The 19,138-nt window shown below is 68.6% G+C and carries 14 protein-coding genes and 1 pseudogene; 5 read left to right on the forward strand and 10 right to left on the reverse strand.

Going from position 1 to position 19,138, the window contains the following annotated elements; genetic code table 11:
* Positions 1 to 54 precede the first annotated feature (54 nt).
* Positions 55 to 4,428: an EAL domain-containing protein gene (locus tag RT051_RS03155; RefSeq protein ID WP_313071520.1), complete on the forward strand. Its 4,374-nt coding sequence runs from the start codon at positions 55 to 57 to the stop codon at positions 4,426 to 4,428.
* On the opposite strand, the gene RT051_RS03160 is transcribed toward RT051_RS03155, so the two are convergent.
* The 3 genes from RT051_RS03160 to RT051_RS03170 all read right to left on the reverse strand — a co-directional run bounded on the left by RT051_RS03160 (position 4,416) and on the right by RT051_RS03170 (position 7,917).
* Positions 4,416 to 6,218: an SLC13 family permease gene (locus tag RT051_RS03160; RefSeq protein WP_313071525.1), complete on the reverse strand. Its 1,803-nt coding sequence runs from the start codon at positions 6,216 to 6,218 to the stop codon at positions 4,416 to 4,418. The two genes, RT051_RS03155 and RT051_RS03160, sit on opposite strands and share 13 nt — an antisense overlap.
* A 369-nt stretch (positions 6,219 to 6,587) precedes the next feature.
* On the reverse strand, positions 6,588 to 7,199 hold the full coding sequence (locus RT051_RS03165; protein ID WP_313071529.1) for an acyloxyacyl hydrolase: 612 nt from the start codon (positions 7,197 to 7,199) through the stop codon (positions 6,588 to 6,590).
* Between the two features lie 121 nt (positions 7,200 to 7,320).
* Positions 7,321 to 7,917, reverse strand: coding sequence for a Spy/CpxP family protein refolding chaperone (locus tag RT051_RS03170; RefSeq protein WP_313071534.1), 597 nt, complete (start codon positions 7,915 to 7,917; stop codon positions 7,321 to 7,323).
* Between the two features lie 205 nt (positions 7,918 to 8,122).
* On the opposite strand from RT051_RS03170, the gene RT051_RS03175 reads away from it, so the two are divergent.
* The 4 genes from RT051_RS03175 to RT051_RS03190 all read left to right on the forward strand — a co-directional run bounded on the left by RT051_RS03175 (position 8,123) and on the right by RT051_RS03190 (position 11,669).
* On the forward strand, positions 8,123 to 9,088 hold the full coding sequence (locus tag RT051_RS03175; RefSeq protein WP_313071538.1) for a recombination-associated protein RdgC: 966 nt from the start codon (positions 8,123 to 8,125) through the stop codon (positions 9,086 to 9,088).
* A gap of 443 nt (positions 9,089 to 9,531) precedes the next feature.
* The gene (locus tag RT051_RS03180; protein ID WP_313071542.1) at positions 9,532 to 9,789 is read left to right on the forward strand and encodes a DUF3297 family protein; all 258 of its coding nucleotides are present in this window, start codon (positions 9,532 to 9,534) and stop codon (positions 9,787 to 9,789) included.
* Positions 9,790 to 9,918: 129 nt separating this feature from the next.
* Positions 9,919 to 11,109: an AAA family ATPase gene (locus tag RT051_RS03185; protein WP_313071546.1), complete on the forward strand. Its 1,191-nt coding sequence runs from the start codon at positions 9,919 to 9,921 to the stop codon at positions 11,107 to 11,109.
* Positions 11,106 to 11,669 carry a DUF4276 family protein gene (locus RT051_RS03190; RefSeq protein ID WP_313071551.1) on the forward strand — a complete coding sequence of 188 codons (564 nt, stop codon included), beginning with the start codon at positions 11,106 to 11,108 and terminating at the stop codon, positions 11,667 to 11,669. Before RT051_RS03185 ends, RT051_RS03190 begins: the two co-directional genes overlap by 4 nt.
* Positions 11,670 to 11,767: 98 nt before the next feature.
* Here RT051_RS03190 and RT051_RS03195 read toward each other — a convergent pair whose 3' ends face one another.
* From RT051_RS03195 to RT051_RS03225, 7 genes and pseudogenes are all read right to left on the reverse strand, one after another.
* Positions 11,768 to 12,571 (reverse strand): enoyl-CoA hydratase-related protein, encoded by an 804-nt coding sequence (locus RT051_RS03195; protein WP_313071554.1) that lies wholly within the window; start codon positions 12,569 to 12,571, stop codon positions 11,768 to 11,770.
* A 62-nt stretch (positions 12,572 to 12,633) separates the two neighbouring features.
* Positions 12,634 to 14,442, reverse strand: coding sequence for an AMP-binding protein (locus tag RT051_RS03200; RefSeq protein WP_313071557.1), 1,809 nt, complete (start codon positions 14,440 to 14,442; stop codon positions 12,634 to 12,636).
* A complete protein-coding gene (locus tag RT051_RS03205) occupies positions 14,439 to 15,257 on the reverse strand; it encodes an ABC transporter ATP-binding protein (RefSeq protein WP_313071560.1) in 819 nt (272 codons plus the stop codon). The genes RT051_RS03200 and RT051_RS03205 overlap by 4 nt, the downstream gene beginning before the upstream one ends.
* 148 nt (positions 15,258 to 15,405) lie before the next feature.
* A complete protein-coding gene (locus tag RT051_RS03210) occupies positions 15,406 to 16,596 on the reverse strand; it encodes an ABC transporter substrate-binding protein (protein WP_313071565.1) in 1,191 nt (396 codons plus the stop codon).
* A 70-nt stretch (positions 16,597 to 16,666) separates the two neighbouring features.
* Positions 16,667 to 17,704, reverse strand: coding sequence for a branched-chain amino acid ABC transporter permease (locus RT051_RS03215; RefSeq protein ID WP_313071569.1), 1,038 nt, complete (start codon positions 17,702 to 17,704; stop codon positions 16,667 to 16,669).
* Positions 17,705 to 17,881: 177 nt separating this feature from the next.
* Positions 17,882 to 18,763 carry a branched-chain amino acid ABC transporter permease gene (locus RT051_RS03220; RefSeq protein WP_409520527.1) on the reverse strand — a complete coding sequence of 294 codons (882 nt, stop codon included), beginning with the start codon at positions 18,761 to 18,763 and terminating at the stop codon, positions 17,882 to 17,884.
* Positions 18,760 to 19,138: pseudogene (locus RT051_RS03225) on the reverse strand (ABC transporter ATP-binding protein); the annotation flags it as partial. The pseudogene RT051_RS03225 and the gene RT051_RS03220, both read right to left, overlap by 4 nt.

Here is a 19,138-nt window from a genome sequence, read left to right on the forward strand (position 1 = left end):
GCCGTGTGACCGCATCGAGCCGTCCGAGCGCTCCGCCTGTGGAGGGCTGCGCCCGTGAGCACCTCCACCATCAGCGCCCCCGTCCAGCTGCAAGGCGAGAGCCGTGCCCAGGCGCTGCGCGCGGTGGCACGCCTGGCGCGCGCGGTGGGCTGGCAGCTGCTGCTGCCCCCGCCTGGCAAGACGCGGGGCGACCTGACCGGGGCGGCGTTCTGCTGGGCGCCCGAGGCCGCGCACCTGTTCGGCTGGCCGCGCACGCCCCAGCCCCTGGCGCATGCGCTGCTGCAGTTCGCGCCCGAAGATCGCTCGCTGGTGCATGAGGCGCTGGCCCAGTGCGCGCTGCGCGGCCAGTCCTTCGACCTGCTGGCGCAGGCGCTGCTGCCGGACGGCCAGCAGATGTGCGTGCGCCTGGCCGGCCAGGGCGTGCGCGACGCCGACGGGCGCATCACCGCGCTGTATGGCGCGGCGCAGGACGTGCGCGAGAGCGAGGAGCGCTTTCAGCTGGTGGCGCGCGCCACGTCCGACACCATCTGGGACTGGAACCTGTTGAGCGACGCCCTGTGGTGGAGCGAGGGCCTGCAGCGCCTGACCGGCGAGACGCGCGCCGACCTGCCGCCCGACAGCCGCTCCTGGACCGAGCGCCTGCACCCCACCGATGGCCTCAAGGTGATCGAGGCGCTCTACACCACCATCGCCGGCACCGGCCAGCACTGGAGTGCCGAGTACCGCTTTCGCCGCAAGGACGGCAGCTACGCCTGGGTGAGCGACCGCGGCTTCGTGCTGCGCGATGCCGCCGGCGTCGCCTACCGCATGGTGGGCGGCATGAAGGACATCAGCACGCACAAGCAGATGGAGCTCAACGCCCGCGCCGAGGCGCGCGCGCACGTGCTCCTGCTACAGGTGCAGCAGCAGATCACGCGGCTGGACCAGCCGCTGCAGGAGGCGCTGGCGCAGGCGGCCGAGGCGGCCTGCGAGCTAGCCGGCGCCGAGGCAGCACTGGTGGCGCTGCGCGAAGGGGACGCGCTGCGCATGCTGGCCGCCGTCGGCGCGCAGCCCCTGCCGCCGCTGCAGCAGGCCACGCCGCTGCAGGACTGCCCGCCCTGGCTGCAGCTGGAGGCGCTGGCCGGCGCCCCGGGGGCCGCGGCCCACGCCACGGGCGAGGAACACGGTCGCCAATTCGTGGCCGTGCCCCTGTCGGCTGGCGGCGAGCTGTTGGGCCTCGTGCAGGTGCTGGCGCCGCCGCACCGGCCGCTGGCGCAGCAGCACCTGGCGCACCTGCGCATCCTGGCGGAGTCGCTGGCGGCGCTGGTGCAGCTGCGCCGGGTCGAAGCGCGGCTACGCGCCTCCGAGCGCCAATACCGCAGCCTGTTTGCCGAGCATGCCCAGCCCATGTGGGTCTGCGAGCGCGGCAGCCTGCGCATCCTGGCGGCCAACCGCGCCATGGCGCGGCACTACGGCTACGACCAGCAGGAACTGCTGGAGCTGGACATGCGGGCGCTGTGGCCGCCCGCGCAGCAGGCAGGCGTGGATGCCGCCGTGGCCCAGGCAGGCGCCTCGCACGCCCCCACGCTGTGGCGCCACCAGCGCCGCGGGGGCGCGCCCATCGACGTGGAGGCGGTGCTGGGCGAGACCGAATTCGACGGCCGCCCCGCCTGGCAGGTGCTGGCCAGCGACGTGACCGAGCGCTGCCGCATGGAGGACGAGCTGGCCCGCGTCAACCGTGCCCGGCGCATGAAGACCGCCTGCAGCGAGCTGCTGGTGCGGGCCTCGTCCGAGGACGAGCTGCTGCACGCCGTGTGCCGCATGACGGTGGAGATCGGCGGCTACTCGCTGGCCTGGGTGGGCATGGCGCGCAGCGACATGCGCCGGAGCATCGACATCGTGGCCAGCGCCGGCGGCTTCGAGGACTACGTGGCGCAGCTGCACCTGAGCTGGTCGCCGGCCGATCCGCGCGGGCGCGGCCCGGCGGGCAAGGCGCTGCGCAGTGGCCAGACCGTGATCGTGCGTGACGTCGATGCCGCTTCGGGCTTTCATTCCTGGTCGCACGAGCTCACGCGCAAGGGCCTGCACGCCGTGGTCTGCCTGCCGCTCAAGAGCAGCGGCGAATCATTCGGGCTGCTGTACCTGTACGCGCCCGAGGTGCTGCACATCGGCCAGGAGGAGACGCAGCTGCTCGAAGCCCTGGCCGCCGACCTGGCCTACGGCATTCAGGGCCTGCGCACGCGCGCCGGCCAGCAGCGCCTGCAGTCGGTGCTGCTGAAGGTGGCAGCGGCCGTCTCCGACGGCACGGGCGCGCAGTTCTTCGAGCGGCTGGCGCAGAACATGGCCTCGGCCCTGGGCGCGCAGATCGCCTGCGTGGCCCGGCTGCTGCCGGCCGAGCCGGGCGGACCCCAGCGCGTGGCGACGCTGTCGCACGTCTGCCAGGGCCACACCCAGGCCAATGGCGAATACGCGCTGGAGGGCACGCCCAGCCACTACCTGCTCACGCACCGCCAGTACGTGGTGGCCGACCACGCGGCCACGCTCTACCCCAACGCCCCGCTGCTGGCGCGCTCGGGCGCGCGCAGCTATGTCGGCCAGCAGCTGGCCGACCGCAACGGCGTGCCCATCGGTCTGCTGTTCGTGGCTTACGAGCAGCCGCTGGAGCCCACGCAGTTCGTGGTGAACACGCTGCAGATTTTTGCTGCCCGCGCCACCGCCGAACTCGAGCGCCAGACGGCCGACGCGCACATCCGGCGCCAGGCCTCGCTGCTGGACAAGGCGCGCGACGCCATCATCGTGCGCGACCTGCAGCACCGCGTGATCTACTGGAACCACAGCGCCGAGCGCCTGTACGGCTGGCGCAGCGCCGAGGTGCTGGGCCGCAACGTGAGCGAGCTGCTGTACCGCGACCCTTCGATCTTCCACCACGCCATGCAGGCCACCCTGCGCGAGGGCGAGTGGGGCGGCGAGATCGTGCAGTACGACCGCGAAGGCCGCCGGCTGGAGGTGGAGGGCCGCTGGACGCTGGTGCGCACCGACGATGGCGAGCCCGAGGCGGTGCTGGCCATGAACACCGACATCGCCCAGCGCAAGGCCAGCGAGCGCGAGATCCAGCGCCTGGCCTTCTTCGACGCGCTGACCGGCCTGCCCAACCGGTTGCAGCTCATGCAGCACATGGAGCGCGCCCTGCTCGGCCAAGCCCGCGAGGGCGGCGGCGGCGGCCCGGACCCGCACGGCGCGCTGCTGTTCATCGACCTGGACAACTTCAAGACCCTCAACGACACGCTGGGCCACGACATGGGCGACCAGCTGCTGCAGCAGGTGGCCGAGCGCCTGCGCGGCTGCACGCACGCGGACGACCTGATCGCGCGCATCGGCGGCGACGAGTTCGTGGTGCTGCAGCGCTACCCCGACATCACGCAGCTGCGGCCGGTGGCGCAGGCGCTCAGCCTGGGCGAGGAGCTGCTGGCGGTGCTGGCCGCGCCCTACACGCTGGGCGACTACCAGGCGCGCAGCACGCCCAGCATTGGCATCGCCGTGTTCGGCGACCTGCCCACCAGCGTGGGCGAGCTGCTCAAGCAGGCGGACATGGCCATGTACCAGGCCAAGATGGCCGGGCGCAACACGTTGCGCTTCTTCGACCCGACCATGGAGCAGGCGCTGGCCGAGCGCACGCAGCTGGAGGCGGACCTGCGCGAGGCCCTGGCGCAGGGCCAGTTCCACCTGGCCTACCAGCCCGTGATGGATAGCGCCGGCCACGTGCGCGGCGTCGAGGCGCTGACGCGCTGGCAGCACCCCGGGCGCGATGGCGTCTCGCCCGCGGTCTTCATCCCGCTGGCCGAGGAGACAGGGCTCATCCTGCCGCTGGGCCGCTGGGTGCTGCACACGGCCTGTGCGGTGCTGGCGCAGTGGCAGCGCGAGCCGCGCCTGGCCCACCTGACCATGGCGGTGAACGTGAGCTCGCGCCAGTTCCGCAATGCCGGCTTCGTCGATGAGGTGCTGCGCACGCTGGCCGATACCGGCGCTCCCGCGCGCCAGCTCAAGCTGGAGATCACCGAGAGCCTGCTGGTCGAGGACATGCAGGCGACCATCGCCACCATGCAGGCCCTGTGCGCGCATGGCGTGGGGTTTTCGCTGGACGACTTCGGCACCGGCTACTCGTCGCTGGCCTACCTCAAGCGCATGCCGCTGGCGCAGCTGAAGATCGACCAGAGCTTCGTGCGCGACCTGCTGACCGACCCCAACGACGCGGCCATCGTCAAGACCATCATCGCCCTGGCCTCCAGTCTCGGGCTCGAGGCCATCGCCGAGGGCGTGGAGACCCACGACCAGCACCACTGGCTGGGCAAGGCCGGCTGCAGCGGCTACCAGGGCTACCACTTCAGCCGGCCGCTGCCCCTGGCGCAGCTGGAGGGCTGGCTGCGCCAGCGCATGGCTCACGACGCCTGAAACGGCCAGAGGATCGGGATGAAGACCATCCCGGCCACCCAGAAGATGAGGTTCAGCGGCGCCCCGACCTTCATGAAATCCGAGAAGCGATAACCCCCGGCGCTGTAGACCATGGTGTTGGTCTGGTAGCCCACCGGCGTGAGGAAGCTGGTCGAGGCCGAGAACAGCACCGCGATCAGGAACGGCGTGGGGTCGGCGTCCACCAGGCGCGCCGCGGAGAACGCGATCGGCGTGAGCAGCACCGCCGCCGCCGCGTGGCTCATCATTTCGCTCAGCAGTAGCGCCAGCAGGTACAGCACGCCCAGCACCACCAGCGGGCCGTGGCTGCTGACCAGGCCGATGGTGTGGTCCACCAGGAACTGCGCCGCGCCGCTGTTGTTCACCGCCGTACCCAGGGGCAGCAGACAGGCTATCAGCAGCAGGATGCGTCCGTCGATGGCGTCGTACAGGTTGTCCAGGTCCACGCAGCCGGCCAGCACCATGGCCACGGCGCCGGCCAGGGCGGCAATGGCGATGCTGACCCAGCCCAGCGCCGCGCCGGCCACCACCAGCGCCATGGTGATGAGCGCGAACGGCGCGCGCCAGCCCTTCGGGGTGGGCGCGGCGCGCTCGGACAGCACGACGATGGTGTTGTTGCTGCGCAGCTTGCCCACCTCGGACTCGCGCATCAGCACCAGCAGGATGTCGCCCACGGCCAGGCGCACGCTGTCGAGGTGCTCGCGGATGACCTGGCCACGCCGCTGGATGCCCAGGATGGCGTTGTGCCGCGGCAGGCGCCGGTCCACCGCCTGGATGGTGCGCCCCAGCAGGGGCGAGTTGGTGGCGATCATGACCTCCACCATCAACTGCTTGTCGCGCTCGGCCTCGCCGGCTTCCTGGTCGCCGCGCTGCACGGTGCCTTGCGCGTTGGCCTGGCGGTGGTATTGCAGTTGCAGCTCTTCCTTGAGCTTTTCCAGCTGCGACCACTTGCCGCGCACCAGCAGCACGTCGCCCTGCTCGAGTTTTTGCGACTTCGGTGCCCACATGCGCTCGTGCCCGCGCCACAGCTCCAGCACATAGATCTTGTACTTGCTGCTGATTTTCGCCTCCTCCAGGGTCATGCCCAGGCAGGTGGAGTCTTCGTCGACCAGCAGCTCGGTCACGTAGTGGCCCGATTCCTGCACCGTGGGCAGGTCCAGCTGGCCCTGGCTGGGCAGCAGCCAGCGGCCCAGGGTCAGCAGGTACAGGCAGCCCGCCGCCCAGCAGATCAGCCCCAGGGGCAGGAACTCGAACATCGAAAAGCCGCGATGCCCCAGGTCCTTGGCCACCGAGTTGACCAGCAGGTTGGTGGAGCTGCCGATCAGTGTCCACACGCCCGTCATCTGCGAGACGTAGGACAGCGGGATCAGCGCCTTGGTCGGCGGCATGCCGATGTTCATGCTGGCGTTGATGACGATGGGGATGAACACCGCCACCACCGCCGTGTTGCTGACGAACGGCGCGATCAGCCCGAGCAGGCCGAACAGCAGCAGCAGGAACACCACCGGCGAGCGGCTCTTGCTGAGCAGCCGCGCGATGGCCGACAGCGCGCCGGTGTTCTCGATGCCGGCGGCCAGGATGAACATGGCGGCCACGGTGATGGTCGCCTCGTTGGAAAAGCCGCTCAGGGCTTCGCCCGGCGTGACCAGCCCGGTGAGCGCCAGCGACAGCAGCACCAGCAGCGCCACGATGTCCATGCGCAGCCGCTCGCTGATGAACAGATACATCGCGACCGCGGCGATGCCCAGCACGAGTGCGATCTGCAAAGTCATGATGAAGAAAGCTCCGGCGGGTAAGCCCGAAAAATTTTGGGTGAAAACCGGCTTTTGCCTTGGTGCGGCAACAACCTATAGCTATTTAAATGGGAGCATCATGGCGCGTGGCAGGCTGCGCTCGCCCGGCCCGGCTGTTATTCCTTGTAGTTCTTATAAAGAGATAGTCGTAGTAGTAGAGGCGCCGCCGGGCTGTGGACAAGCCGCTTTTTCGCAATGTTGGCGCGCAGTTGCCTGGTGCCGAAGGCTGTGCCCGGGCCCGTGCTGCGGGTGCGCCGCGATTGGGTACAACTTGCGCGCGTGCGCCGCGGCTGTGGACAAGTGGCGGCTTGCACGATCGGGCTCCCCAGGGTTGTCCACAGGCCGCGCCTAGAAGTGCAGCGCGTAGCGCAGCTGCACGAAGTTGTTGCCCGGGTTGGGCTTCCTGATGCCGGCGTTGGAGACGTGCTGAACGCGCAGCATCAGCTCGTGCTGGCGCTGCGCGCCCAGGCGCACGCCGGCACCCAGGTGCGAGGCGAAGTTGAAGCGCGTGCTGAATTCGCGCTCGGGCGTCTGGTAGTGCTGGTTGGCGTAGGTGGCGCCGATGCCGCCTTCCAGGAAGAACGCCGAGCGGCCCTGGTCGGGCACCAGGCGCAGCACCGGCGTGATGCCCAGCAGCGTGGTGTGGCCGCTGCCGCCGGGCACGGCGTCGTGCGACCAGCGGCTCACGTAGAGATCCCAGTGCCCGCGCAGCTCGCTGCCGCCAAGGCTGCGGCGAAAGCCCTTCCAGGGCAGTGTGGCGCCCAGGGTCAGCGCGTCGGTGTCACCGCGCGCGCGGCCGGCCTGCACATAGACGGCCGGGGTGTCCGCAAGGCTCGCGGCGTCGTCCGGCTGCTGCGCGGCAGCGGGCTGGGATGCGAGCAGCAGGGCGGAAACAAAGGCGCCGCCAAGGCCCGGCAAGGGCAGGCGGCGCGGCATGTTGCAAATGAAAGGCAGGGGCATGGGACAGCGCGAGGGTTACGAAAATTTATGTAACCACTGTAGAGGTCGCCCCCTGCCGCCCCCTGTAGGCGGGCACCGCAACGCCGCGCCGGGCGGCCGGCGCGGCGTGCGGGTGGCACGCTTACTGCGGCTGCGGCTGGCCCTGCGGCGCAGCCCCGCGCTTGCCGTGCGCGTGGTGGCCGGCATGCTTGCCGTGCTGGCCATGCATGCCATGGCCAAACCGGCTGAACATGCGCGCGCCCTCGGCGTCGAAGGTCTTTTGCTGCTCGGGCTGGAGCGAGGCGTAGAAGACCTTGGTGGCCTCGGCCCGGCGGTCGAACTCGGCCGCGCGCTGGGTTTGCAGGGCGCGCATGCGGTCCAGGCGCTCGGGCGTGGACAGCTGCTTCCAGTCCTGGCGCTGGCCGCCGTCCAGGCGGGCGTGCTGCTGGCCCGGCTGCATGGCCTGCTGGAAGGCGGCCCAGGCCGGCTCCTGCTGCGCCGTCAGGGCGAGCTTTTGCTTGAAAGCCTGGGCGCGCTGCTGGCGCATCTGCTGGCGCTGCTCGGGCGTCATGGCGCGGTGCCGGGCGTGCGCGCCGTCGTGGGAGGGGTGCGCGGCCTGCTCGGTGGCGGTGGCCGGGGCGGGCGAAGGTGCGCTCTGGGCGATGGCGGCCGTGGCGCCGGCCAGGGCCAGCAGCGCGGCGCAGGCGCCGGTGACGAGGGTGGTGCGGGTGCGGGTCATGGGGTGTTTCCTTTCAAGGTGCACTGCAAGATGAAAGGCAGTGTGCGGCGCCGGTGTAACGCCCGCGTGTGGCAATGCTGCGCCTGTGTAAAGTTGCACCCGGCTGCACCGCGCCGTACCCCGGTTTGTGATGAAAAACAGACCGAAATGCTTGCCAGGTAAAGGCGTGCAGCTATTTTTTTGATAGTACGAAAGCAGATCTGAAGTGTTCAAGAACATCATCGTCTACCGCATCGCCGAGGGCTGGCAGTCCGACCTGACGACCCTGGAGGAAGCGCTGGCCAGGGTGCCGTTTGCCGAATGCGGCGCGACGCAGGAAAGAAGCGCCGGCTGGGTGCCGCCGCGCGGCGAGGCCCATGGTCCGCTGGCCGAGAGCGTGGCCGGGCAGTGGGTGCTGCGGTTCATGACCGAGGCCAAGGTGCTGCCCGGCTCGGTGCTGGCGCGCAAGGTGCGCGAAAAGGCCGAGGCCATCGAGCGCGAGACGGGCAGGAAGCCCGGCAAGAAGGAGTCCAACGAACTCAAGGACGAGGCCAAGCTGGACCTGCTGCCCATGGCCTTCACCAAGCAGGGCTCGACCTGGGTGTGGATCGACCGCGAGGCGCGCACCCTGGTCATCGACAGCGGCAGCCAGGGCCGCGCCGACGAGATCACCACCGCGCTGGTCGAGCAGCTGCCCGGCCTGTCGCTGGCGCTGCTGGACACGCAGACCGCCCCCCAGGCGGCCATGGCGCACTGGCTGCGCGAGCAGGAGCCGCCAGCGGGCTTCACCGTCGACCGCGAATGCGAACTCAAGAGCCCCATGGAGGACAAGGCCGTGGTGCGCTACGCGCGCCACCCGCTGGACATCGACGAGGTGCGCGCGCACATCGAGACCGGCAAGCTGCCCACGCGCCTGGCCATGACGTGGGACGACCGCGTGTCCTTCGTGCTGACCGAGGGCCTGCAGCTCAAGAAGGTGCAGCTGCTGGACACCGTGCTGGACGCCCAGGGCGATGACGATGGCGGTTTCGATGCCGACGTGACCATCGCCACCGGCGAGCTGTCGCGCCTGCTGGTCGATCTGGTGCAGGCACTCGGCGGCGAGGGCCGCAGCGCGGGCATCCCGGCCGCGCCCGCGCCCGCCGCCCCGCAGGCGGGCGTGGCCACGCCCGAGGACGACGCGCCCTTTTAAAACCTGCCTCGGTCCCCCTCCAGCGCCCGCCCGGGCGCTTTTTTTGTGCTCGGGCGCGCCGCCACCACGACCACCAACGTTATCTCTTGTCTTCAATATCTTTAATTGGTAGTGGTAGTAGAGGCGGGCCCTGCCTGTGGACAACCGGTTTTTCTTCATCCACAGCCTGCATTTGCACTGCGTACAAGCCTGGGCAGCGGACCGGGCGCCCGGTGCCCCCGTTTTGGGGACAAACGCCGGCGCGCGGCCGCGCCTGTGGATAACACGGCAGTTGTGCGCGAACGCTGCGCAGACTTGTCCACAGGCCCGCCGGGCACGGCATTTTTCGGCAAAAAACCAGGTTTTGCGTTGACTGACAAGGAGGTATAGCTAGCTTTTTGGTAGTGCAAACGGGGCTGCGGGATAATCCGGCCCTTTTCCCCGACCACGCTGGAGCCCTCTGCATGACCGAGCCCACCCCCGCCCCCATCCCCCTGCCCGACCGCCTGGCCACCGACCCGCGCAGCCCCCACCACGCCCCCGAGGTGTTCGCGCAACAGGCGGGCATCGGCATCCGCTTCAACGGCAAGGAGCGCTTTGACGTCGAGGAGTACTGCGTGAGCGAGGGCTGGATCAAGGTGCCCGCCGGCAAGACGCTGGACCGGCGCGGCCGCCCGCTGCTGCTGACGCTGAAAGGGCAGGTGGAGGCGTTTTACAAGTGAGCTGAGCCAGACCCGCCCCAGCCGTACCTGTCCCGCCATGCTCAAGCTCGAAGGCATTCGCTAGACCGCCGAGGGCAGCGCGCAGGGGCAGCGGAAAATCTGACGTTGGAACTTTCAGGGTGGACAACCATGCGCATCGAATCGCTGCGGCTGAGGAATTTCAAGGGCTTTCGCGACGCCAGCCTGGCTGACATGCCCCGGCTGTGCGTGGTGGTGGGTGCCAACGGTACGGGCAAGAGCACGCTGTTCGGTGTGTTCGGCTTTCTGAAGGATTGCCTGCTGTTCAACGTGCGCCAGGCGCTGGTGCAGCGCGGCGGCTTTCGGGAGGTGCTGACGCGTGGCGTAAGTCCTGCCGAGGGCATCGAGATCGAGATCAAGTTTCGCCTGGAGATTGCCGGCGTGCAGCGGCTGGTGACGTATTTGCTGCACCTGGGTGAGGAGCGCGGGCGGCCCGTGGTGCTGCACGAGGTGCTGCGCTACAAACGCGGGCGCTATGGATCGCCATTTCATTTCCTGGACTTCCGACGCGGTGTGGGCTACGCCATCACCAACGAAGAGGATTTCAATCGGCCCGACGAGGAACTCGACCGCGAAGAGCAGCGGGTCGATCCGGACACGCTGGCCATCAGTGGGCTGGGGCAGTTCGAGCGTTTCAAGGCGGCAAACGCCTTTCGCCGGCTGATCGAGAACTGGCATGTCTCGGACTTCCATATCAGCGCCGCGCGTGGCACCAAGGACGCCATTGGCATGGAGGATCATCTCTCGGTCACGGGCGACAACCTGCAGCGGGTGGCGCGCAACATTTATGAAAACCACCCCCAGGTGTTCGAGCACATCGTGCAGCGCATGCGCGAGCGCGTGCCGGGCGTGACGGAGGTGACCCCAAAACCGACCGAGGACGGGCGGCTGCTGCTGCAGTTTCGAGACGGGGCGTTTGTCGATCCGTTCATCGATCGCTATGTCTCCGACGGCACGATCAAGATGTTTGCCTATCTGGTGCTGCTGCATGACCCGCAACCCCATCCGCTGTTGTGCGTGGAGGAGCCGGAAAACCAGCTCTACCCGACGCTGCTGTGGGAGCTGGCAGAGGAATTTCGCGATTACGCCTTGCGCGGCGGGCAGGTCATGGTGTCCACGCACTCACCGGATTTTCTGAACGCGTTGCGTCTGGACGAGGTGTTCTGGCTGGTCAAGCACGGCGGCTATACCCGCGTGCTGCGCGCCCGCGACGATGAGCAGATTGCCGCTTACATGGCTGCCGGCGACCAATTGGGCTATCTGTGGAAACAGGGGCTGTTTGCCGGGGTCGATCCGGCATGAGCACGCTGGTGTTCCTGCTGGAGGAGCCGTCGGCCCGGGCCATGTTGCAAGCGGTGTTGCCCAGGGTGCTGCCGCCCCAGGTGACAGTGCAATACATGGTGTTCGAGGGCAAGCAGGATTTGCACAAGCGGCTGGCGCTGCGGCTGCGGCACTGGCGGGCACCGGACAGCCGCTTTGTCGTGCTGCGCGATCAGGACAGCGATGACTGCCGCCAGGTGCGCGCCGAGCTGCTGCGGCTGTGTGCCGAAGGTGGCCGCAGCGACGCTCTGGTGCGCGTGGCCTGCCATGAACTGGAGAGTTTTTACCTGGGCGAACTGGCTGCGGTGGAGCAGGGACTGGGGGTGCCGGGGCTGGGTGTCCAGCAAGACAGGCGCAAGTTCCGGGCGCCGGACGCCTTGGCCAATGCGAGTGAGGAGCTGGGCAAGCTGACGCAGCAGCGCTATCAGAAGCTGTCCGGCTCGCGCGCCATTGCCGGGCATCTGCGGGTGGACGGAGGCAATCGTTCGCGCAGCTTCAATGCCTTGCTGGAAGGCGTGCGCCGTATGGTCGAGGCTGGTTGAAACGGCGGGCCGCCGTGGTTGGCGCAGCGATGGAGAAGGCCGTGCTGGGCGGGTTGCGCCAATTGATCGCCTGGGCACACAGGATGGATGGGACGGCGTCACTGCCCGCCAAACACCGCCTTCCTGCGCTCGAAGAACGCCTCGATGCCTTCGCGCAGGTCGGCGGTGCGGGCGCAGCGCTCGAAGGCCTGGGCCTCGGCCTGCAGCTGGCCGGCCAGGTCGCGTTCGAAGCTGGTGTGCATCAGGCGGCGCATTTCGCCATAGGCGCGGGTGGGGCCTGCTGCCAGGCGCTGCGCGAACGCCTGCGCCGCCGCGGGCAGCTCGGCCGCCGGCAACACGCGGTTGACCAGGCCGCAGCGCAGCGCCTCGTCGGCATCCAGCGCCTCGCCCAGCAGGGCGATCTCCAGCGCCCGGCGCAGGCCCACCAGACGCGGCAGCGCCCAGGAGGCGCCCACGTCGCAACTGGTGCCCAGGTTGATGTAGGCCAGGTTGAATTGCGTGCCTTGGGCGGCCAGCACGAAGTCGCACATCAGCGCCAGCGACAGGCCGGCGCCGGCGGCTGCGCCGTGCACCTGGGCGATGACGGGGGCGTCGAGCTCTTGCAGCAGGAGCAGCGCCGCGTTCAGCGGCTGCAGCAGGTCGCGCGCACCCTGCACCGGGTCGGCGGCGAGCGTGGCCAGGTCGCCGCCGGCGACAAAGGCCCGGCCTGCGCCCTTGAGCAGGACGGCGCGCACGCCGCCGTCCCGGGCGATGTCCTGCAGCGCAGCCAGCAGCGCCTGTGCCGTGGCCATGTCCAGCGCGTTCAGGGCCTCGGGGCGATTGAAGGTCAGGGTGGCCACGGCGCCCTGGCGCTCGACGAGCAGCGGGGCGTGCGCGGCGGCTGCGCCTGGGGTATCGGGCATGGTCGGGTGACTCCTGTTTCAATAGCTGGAAGTGCTTCGCAGACAAGGGGTTCCAGGCGATTTCATGCGTAAAGTGCCTCGATCTCCCGGGCGTAGCTCTTGTAGATGCTGCTGCGGCGCACCTTCATGGTGGCGGTGACTTCGCCATCGTCGTGGTCCAGTTCCTTGGTCAGCAGGTGGAACTTGCGGATGTGCGCCACCTGCGCCAGGCGGGCGTTGCCGGCGGCGATCTCGCCCTCGATCAGCTGGCGCACCTCGGGGGTTTCGACCAGGGAGCGGAAATGCGTGAAGGCGATGCGCCGCGCTTCGGCCCACTTGCCCACGGTCTCCAGGTCGATCTGCACCAGGGCCGAGACGAACTTGCGCCCGTCGGCGATCACGATGCATTCCTTGATGTACGGGCTGGCCTTCATGGCGCCCTCGATCTCGGTGGGCGTCAGGTTCTTGCCGCCGGCGGTGATCATGATGTCCTTGAGGCGGTCGACGATTTTGAGCTGCCCGCCCGCCTCCTCGCGCACCACGTCGCCGGTGTGCAGCCAGCCGTCCTGGAGGGTCTGCGCCGTGGCCTCGGGGTTCTTGTAGTAGCCGGCGAAAACCATCTCGCCCTGGATCTGGAATTCGCCCGTGTCGGGCGCCAGCCGGTAGCGCACGCCCTCGGTCACCGGGCCGACGGTGCCGGGGGTGACTGCGGACAGCCGGTGGCCCGTCACCATACCGGTCGATTCGGTCAGGCCATAGACCTCGATCAGCGGCACGCCCAGGGTGCGGAAAAAGCGCACCACCTCGGGCGCAATCGGCGCAGCACCGGTGAGCGCCACGCGCGTGCGGCGCAGGCCGATGAAGTTCTGCAGCGCACGCAGCACCAGCCAGTAGTGCGCGCCGTAGCGGGCGCGCTCGGCCAGGCTCCATTGTTCGCGCGGCTTGTCCGCCAGCGGCGCGCAGGCGGCCAAGGCGCGCGCGTACAGCGCGCGGCGCAGGCGGCCAGTCTCCTGCATCTTGATGGTGATGGAGGAGTGGAGCTTTTCCCAGATGCGCGGCACGCCCAGGAACATGCTGGGCGCCACCTCGCGCAGGTCCTCCTGCACGGTGCGGATGGACTCGCCGAAGTTCACCGTCGAGCCCAGGTACAGCGGCACGAAGGTGGTCAGCATCTGCTCGGCCACGTGGCACAGCGGCAGGTAGGACAGGTGCGAGGAGTCGCCCGCCAGCTGCAGCCGCTCGGCAATGCCCGGCACCACGCCGCGCATGTTGCGCCACGAAATCATGGCGCCCTTCGGCGCGCCGGTGGAGCCCGAGGTGTAGATCATCAGGCCGATGTCATCGAGCTTTTGCCGCGCCAGCAGCTCGTCGATGTGCGCCTGGCTGTGCACCGCCTCGCCCATTTTTTCCACTTCGGCAAAGGGCACGATCAGGGCGCGCTGCTCTGGGGCAAAGCTGCGCAGGCCCTTGGTCTCCATGACGATGATTTTCTTCAGGCGGGGCAGCTGGTCGAGGGCCTCCAGCACCTTGTCGGTCTGCTCCTGGTCCTCGCAGACCATGATGTCGATGTCGGCGTGGCCCACCACGTAGGCGACCTCGGGCGTCGGGCTGGTCGGGTAGACGCCCACGGTGACGCCGCCCACCAGCCCCGCGCCCATCTGCGCAATGACCCATTCGATGCGGTTCTCGGCAATCACGCCGACATGCCCGCCGGGCGGCAGGCCCAGCGCCAACAGGCCCTGGCCGAAGTGGCTGGAGCGGCGGTAGTAGTCCAACCAGGTAAAGGGCTTCCAGATGCCGAAATCCTTTTGCCGGATGGCGACGCGGCCTGCATGGTGCTGCGCGCGCTGGCGCAGCATCTGCGGCAGGGTGAGTTCGGGGAGTTGGTTCACGACAGCCACCTTTTGCGCCTTTTGTAGTGCTTGATGTCGCGGAAGCTCTTGGCCTCGCCGCTGCCGCCGGTGCCGAGATAGAACTCGCGCACGTCCGGGTCGCTGGCCAGGCGCTCGGCCGAGCCGTCGATCACGATCTTGCCGTTTTCCATGATGTAGCCGCTGTGCGCCACGGCCAGGGCCACGGTGGCGTTTTGCTCGACCAGCAGCATGGAGGTGCCGCGCTCGGCGTTGATGCGGGCGATGATGGAAAAAATGTCCTCGGTGAGCTTCGGGGACAGGCCGAGCGAGGGTTCATCGAGCAGCATCAGCGTGGGCTGGGCGATGAGCGCGCGGCCAATGGCCAGCATCTGCTGCTCGCCGCCCGACAGGTAGCCGGCCAGGCCCTTGCGGCGCTCGTGCAGGCGCGGGAAGTACTCATACACCAGGCCGAAATCGGGCTTGGGCGCGCCGGCGCGGCCCGACAGCGCGTAGGTCGAGGCAATCAGGTTGTCCTCCACCGTCAGGTCCTCGAACACGCGCCGGCCCTCCATGACGTGGGAGAGGCCCCGGCGCACCAGCTGCTGCGGAGCCAGCTGCGCCGTGTCCTGGCCATCGAAGCTGATGCGGCCGGCTTCCAGGGCGCCGTCTTCGAGCTCCAGCAGGCGCGAGATGGCTTTGAGCGTGGTGCTCTTGCCCGCGCCGTTGCTGCCCAGGAGCGCCACGATCTGCCCGCGCGGCACGGCCATTGACAGGCCGCGCAGGGCCTGCACGGTCTTGTTGTAGACGACCTCGATGTTGTTGACTTCGAGGACGGGGGAGGGGGCGTTGCTCATGGCGATGTGCGGGGGCGGCTTTTGCTCCTTCCCCCTTTGGGGGAAGGCGGGGATGGGGGCCGGCGGGCGATGGGCAGGACGCCTGGAGCTGCGACCGTCGCTAGCCCCCACCCCAACCCTCCCCCAGAGGGGGAGGGGGCAAGAGGGGTCAGAGCTTGATCCAGTCCGAGGCAGCGACCATCTTCTGCGCCTTCATGTCCGCCCGGTACACCCGGCCCACGGGGATGGAGTTGCCGCTGATGGTGATGGGCACGCCGATTAGTCCACCCGTGTCGAAGTCCTTGATGGTGTTGAGCGCTGCCTTCAGGTTGTCGCCCGTGAGCGGCTTGTTTGCCTCCAGCGTGCGCTTGGCCGATTCGAGCAGCAGCATGGCGGCCAGGAAGCCCTGGGTGTAAGCCGTGCTCTGGTACTCCGGGCGCATGGCGCGGATTTTTTCCAGCATGGGGGCCTTTTCCGTGTCGTAGTAGTAGCGAAACGGCATCACGCCCATGAAGCCGTCGCCATCCGGGCCCATCTTCATGACGGTGGAGCTGTCCATGGTCCAGAAGGTGCCCATCCACTTCGATTGCATGCCCTGCTGCTTGCCCTGGGTGATGAACTCAGGAATCGGCGCCAGGATGTAGCCGTGGAAGATGGTGTAGTCGGGCGCGGCGCGGCGCAGCTTGATGACTTCGGTGGACACGTCCACGCTGCCGGCGGGCGTCATGATCTTGATGGGCACCGACAGGCCGAGCTTCTTGGCCAGCGCCTCGCTGGAGTCGATGGGGTCGCGGCCGAACTCGGAGTCGGAATAGACGAAGGCCACCTTGGCGCCGGGCTTTTCCTTGGCGATGTGCTTCAGCAGGATGCCGAACATCTCGGTGTAGTCCGGGCCCACGAGGAACTGGTGCGGGTATTTCTTCGGGTCGTTCAGCTCGGTGGCGAACGACGCGCCGCACATCAGGATGCTGCCGTTGCGATCCAGCTCGGGGTTGATGGTCTTGGCGAAGCCCGTGGAGTCGCCGTAGTACAGATTCACCTTGTTCTGGCTGGTGATCTTCTTGAACGCGGCCACCGACACGTCGACCTTGTAGCCCGTGTCCTCGGGCACGTACTTGACCTTGCGGCCCTTGATGCCGCCAGCGTCGTTGACGATCTTCACGTAGTCCTGGATGCCGGCGTTGATGCCCACGCCGGCAAAGGCGAACACCCCCGTCATGGGGATGGAGCCGCCGATGACGATCTCATCGGCCCCCTGCGCCAGCACCGACAGCGGCTGGGTGAGCGCTGCCGCGCCGGCGGCGGCGGCCGTCAGCACCATGCTGCGGCGGCGGGTGGAAATGCGTTGCTGCGGGTCCATGGCTGTCTCCTTGGGGTGGTGGTGTCGTCAGGGTGAAAGCAGTCGGTGGGGCGTTCGCTGGCTAGCGGGCTCAATTGCGGAACGGCCACAGATGAAAGAAGCGCCGCGTGCGTCGCCACATCTCGGCCAGCCCCAGGGGCTCGAAGACCAGGAAGCCGACGATCAGGGCGCCAAAGATGACCAGGCGCACGGGCGAGAGAAACACGGTGAGATCGGTGCCGCCAGGCAGCAGGTCGACGATGAGCTTGAGCACCTCGGGCACCAGCGTCATGAAGACCGCGCCCAGGACACCGCCCAGGATCGAGCCCATGCCGCCGACGATGATGGCGGCCAGGAAGAAGATCGACATCGACAGCGGAAAGCTCTCGGGCGTCACCACGCGGAAGAAATACGCCCACAGGCCGCCCGCCACGCCGGCGTAGAACGACGACAGGCCGAACGACAGCAGCTTGTATTGCAGGAGCGGAATGCCCAGCACCTCGGCCGAGATGTCGCGGTCGCGAATGGCGATGAAGGCGCGGCCGATGCGCGTGCGAAACAGGTTGGCCGCGCCCAGCAGCATCAGCACCATCACCGGCACGATCAGCCAGTACAGGCGAAATGAGGTGTCCAGCACCACGCCGAAGAGCTGCCCCGGCTGCATGGACAGGCCCGCCGTGCCGCCGGTGATCTTCAGGTTGGCAAAGAAGAAGTGCGCAATGAAGGACGCGGCAATGGTCACGATGGCCAGGTACAGCCCCTTGACGCGCAGCGACGGGATGCCCACCACCATGCCGCCCAGCATGGCGACCAAGCCGCCGGCCAGCAGGTTGAAGAGCAGCGGCGTGCCCCAGCGCGCCTGCAGGATGGCCACGGTGTAGGCGCCCAGGCCCATGAAGGCGGCCTGCCCCAGGCTGACCAGCCCCGTGTAGCCGGTGAGGATGTTCAGCCCCGTGCTGCTGGCCACGTTGATGGCAATCAGGCAGGCCAGGTAGAGCCAGTAATCGCTGGCGATGAAGGGAAAAGCGACGAGCAGCACGGCGGTGATGCCCAGCCAGACGTGCTGCGTGCGCGAGTCGAACAGCGCGGCGTCGCTGGCGTAGCTTTCCTTGAAGGTTCCGATGCGCATGTCAGTGGGTCGTTGTGCCGACGCGCGGCTGTTGCTCCCTCTCCCGCTGGCGGGAGAGGGTTGGGGTGAGAGTGGGGGGTTCAGGCAGGCGTGGCGCTCGAGCCAACCCCCTCACCCCGGCCCTCTCCCCCACGGGGGAGAGGGAGAGGCGGGCGCTGGTGAGGTTGTGATGGAGCCTCATAGCCGCTCGATCTCCCGCGTGCCAAACAGCCCGTACGGCCGCGCCATCAGGATGGCCACCAGCACGATGAAGGTCGCCAGCAGCTTGTACTCCCCGCCCAGGTAGGCGCCGGCCAGCGCCTCCACCAGGCCGACCAGCACGCCGGCAACCAGCGCGCCCAGCACGCTGTCGAGCCCGCCGACGATCACGACCACCAGCACCGACAGGCCGAACACGCCCATGGAAGATGAAATGCCGCCGATCGAGCCGACGATGATCCCGGACACCGCCGCCAGCATGGCGGAGACCACCCAGGCCAGCGAGAACACGCGCGGCACGTTGATGCCGACCGAATACGCCGCCCCCTGGTCGCTGGCCGTGGCGCGCAGGGCCACGCCGCCGCGCCAGTAACGAAACACCAGCAGCACCGCGGCGATGAACACGGCGGCGATCACCGCGCCCCAGAACACCTTGGGCGCCAGGAAGGCGTCGCCCACCATGATGGGCTTGGTCGGCATGAAGTCCGGCAGGCGGCGCTGGTCGGCGCTCCAGATCATCTCCACCAGGCCGACCAGGATGGAGGCCAGGCCCACGGTGACCATGAAGGCCGAGATCGGCGGCTCGCCCAGCAGCGGGCGGATCATGGTGCGCTCGATGATGGCGCCCAGCAGCCCGCTGGCCAGCACCGCGGCAGGAATGGCCAGCCACAGCGGCAGCGCCCACAGGGCGGCGAAGGTGAAGAACAGGTAGCTGCCGGCCATCAGCATCTCGCCGATGGCGATGTTCACCACCCGCGTGGCCTTGTAGACCATGACGAAGGCCAGCGCCGCCAGCGCGTACAGCCCGCCGCTGGCGATGCCGGTGAGGCTGATCTCGAACAGGTAGGCCCAATCCATCATGCGGCCCCCTGTGCGGCGGGTGCGGGCACGCGCCCGGCAGCGGCCTGCAGCCTGGCGCGCAGCTCGCCCACGTCGCCCGAGCCGAGGTAGGCGCGCGCCACTTCCGGGTCGGCCTGTACCACGGCCGGCGTGCCCTGGGCGATGACCTGGCCGAAGTTCAGCACCACCACGTGGTCCGACAGGTCCATCACCATGCCCATGTCGTGCTCGACCATCAGCACCGTCGCGCCCCACTCGGCGCGCACGTCCAGGATGAAGCGCGCCATGTCCTCGGTCTCCTCGCGGTTCATGCCGGCCACGGGTTCGTCGAGCATCAGCACCTCGGGCTGCATGGCCAGGGCCCGGGCCATCTCCACGCGCTTTTGCAGGCCGTAG

It is taken from the genome of Melaminivora sp., from assembly GCF_032059615.1.
Lineage (GTDB): Bacteria > Pseudomonadota > Gammaproteobacteria > Burkholderiales > Burkholderiaceae_C > Melaminivora.

Bases quoted from the DNA above. Each gene is read 5' to 3' on its own strand.
- RT051_RS03165 (WP_313071529.1), bottom strand. From the start codon at position 7,199: ATGCCCCTGCCTTTCATTTGCAACATGCCGCGCCGCCTGCCCTTGCCG.
- RT051_RS03170 (WP_313071534.1), bottom strand. From the start codon at position 7,917: ATGACCCGCACCCGCACCACCCTCGTCACCGGCGCCTGCGCCGCGCTG.
- RT051_RS03220 (WP_409520527.1), bottom strand. From the start codon at position 18,763: ATGATGGATTGGGCCTACCTGTTCGAGATCAGCCTCACCGGCATCGCC.
- RT051_RS03190 (WP_313071551.1), top strand. From the start codon at position 11,106: ATGAGCACGCTGGTGTTCCTGCTGGAGGAGCCGTCGGCCCGGGCCATG.
- RT051_RS03195 (WP_313071554.1), bottom strand. From the start codon at position 12,571: ATGCCCGATACCCCAGGCGCAGCCGCCGCGCACGCCCCGCTGCTCGTC.
- RT051_RS03185 (WP_313071546.1), top strand. From the start codon at position 9,919: ATGCGCATCGAATCGCTGCGGCTGAGGAATTTCAAGGGCTTTCGCGAC.
- RT051_RS03160 (WP_313071525.1), bottom strand. From the start codon at position 6,218: ATGACTTTGCAGATCGCACTCGTGCTGGGCATCGCCGCGGTCGCGATG.
- RT051_RS03215 (WP_313071569.1), bottom strand. From the start codon at position 17,704: ATGCGCATCGGAACCTTCAAGGAAAGCTACGCCAGCGACGCCGCGCTG.
- RT051_RS03180 (WP_313071542.1), top strand. From the start codon at position 9,532: ATGACCGAGCCCACCCCCGCCCCCATCCCCCTGCCCGACCGCCTGGCC.
- RT051_RS03205 (WP_313071560.1), bottom strand. From the start codon at position 15,257: ATGAGCAACGCCCCCTCCCCCGTCCTCGAAGTCAACAACATCGAGGTC.
- RT051_RS03210 (WP_313071565.1), bottom strand. From the start codon at position 16,596: ATGGACCCGCAGCAACGCATTTCCACCCGCCGCCGCAGCATGGTGCTG.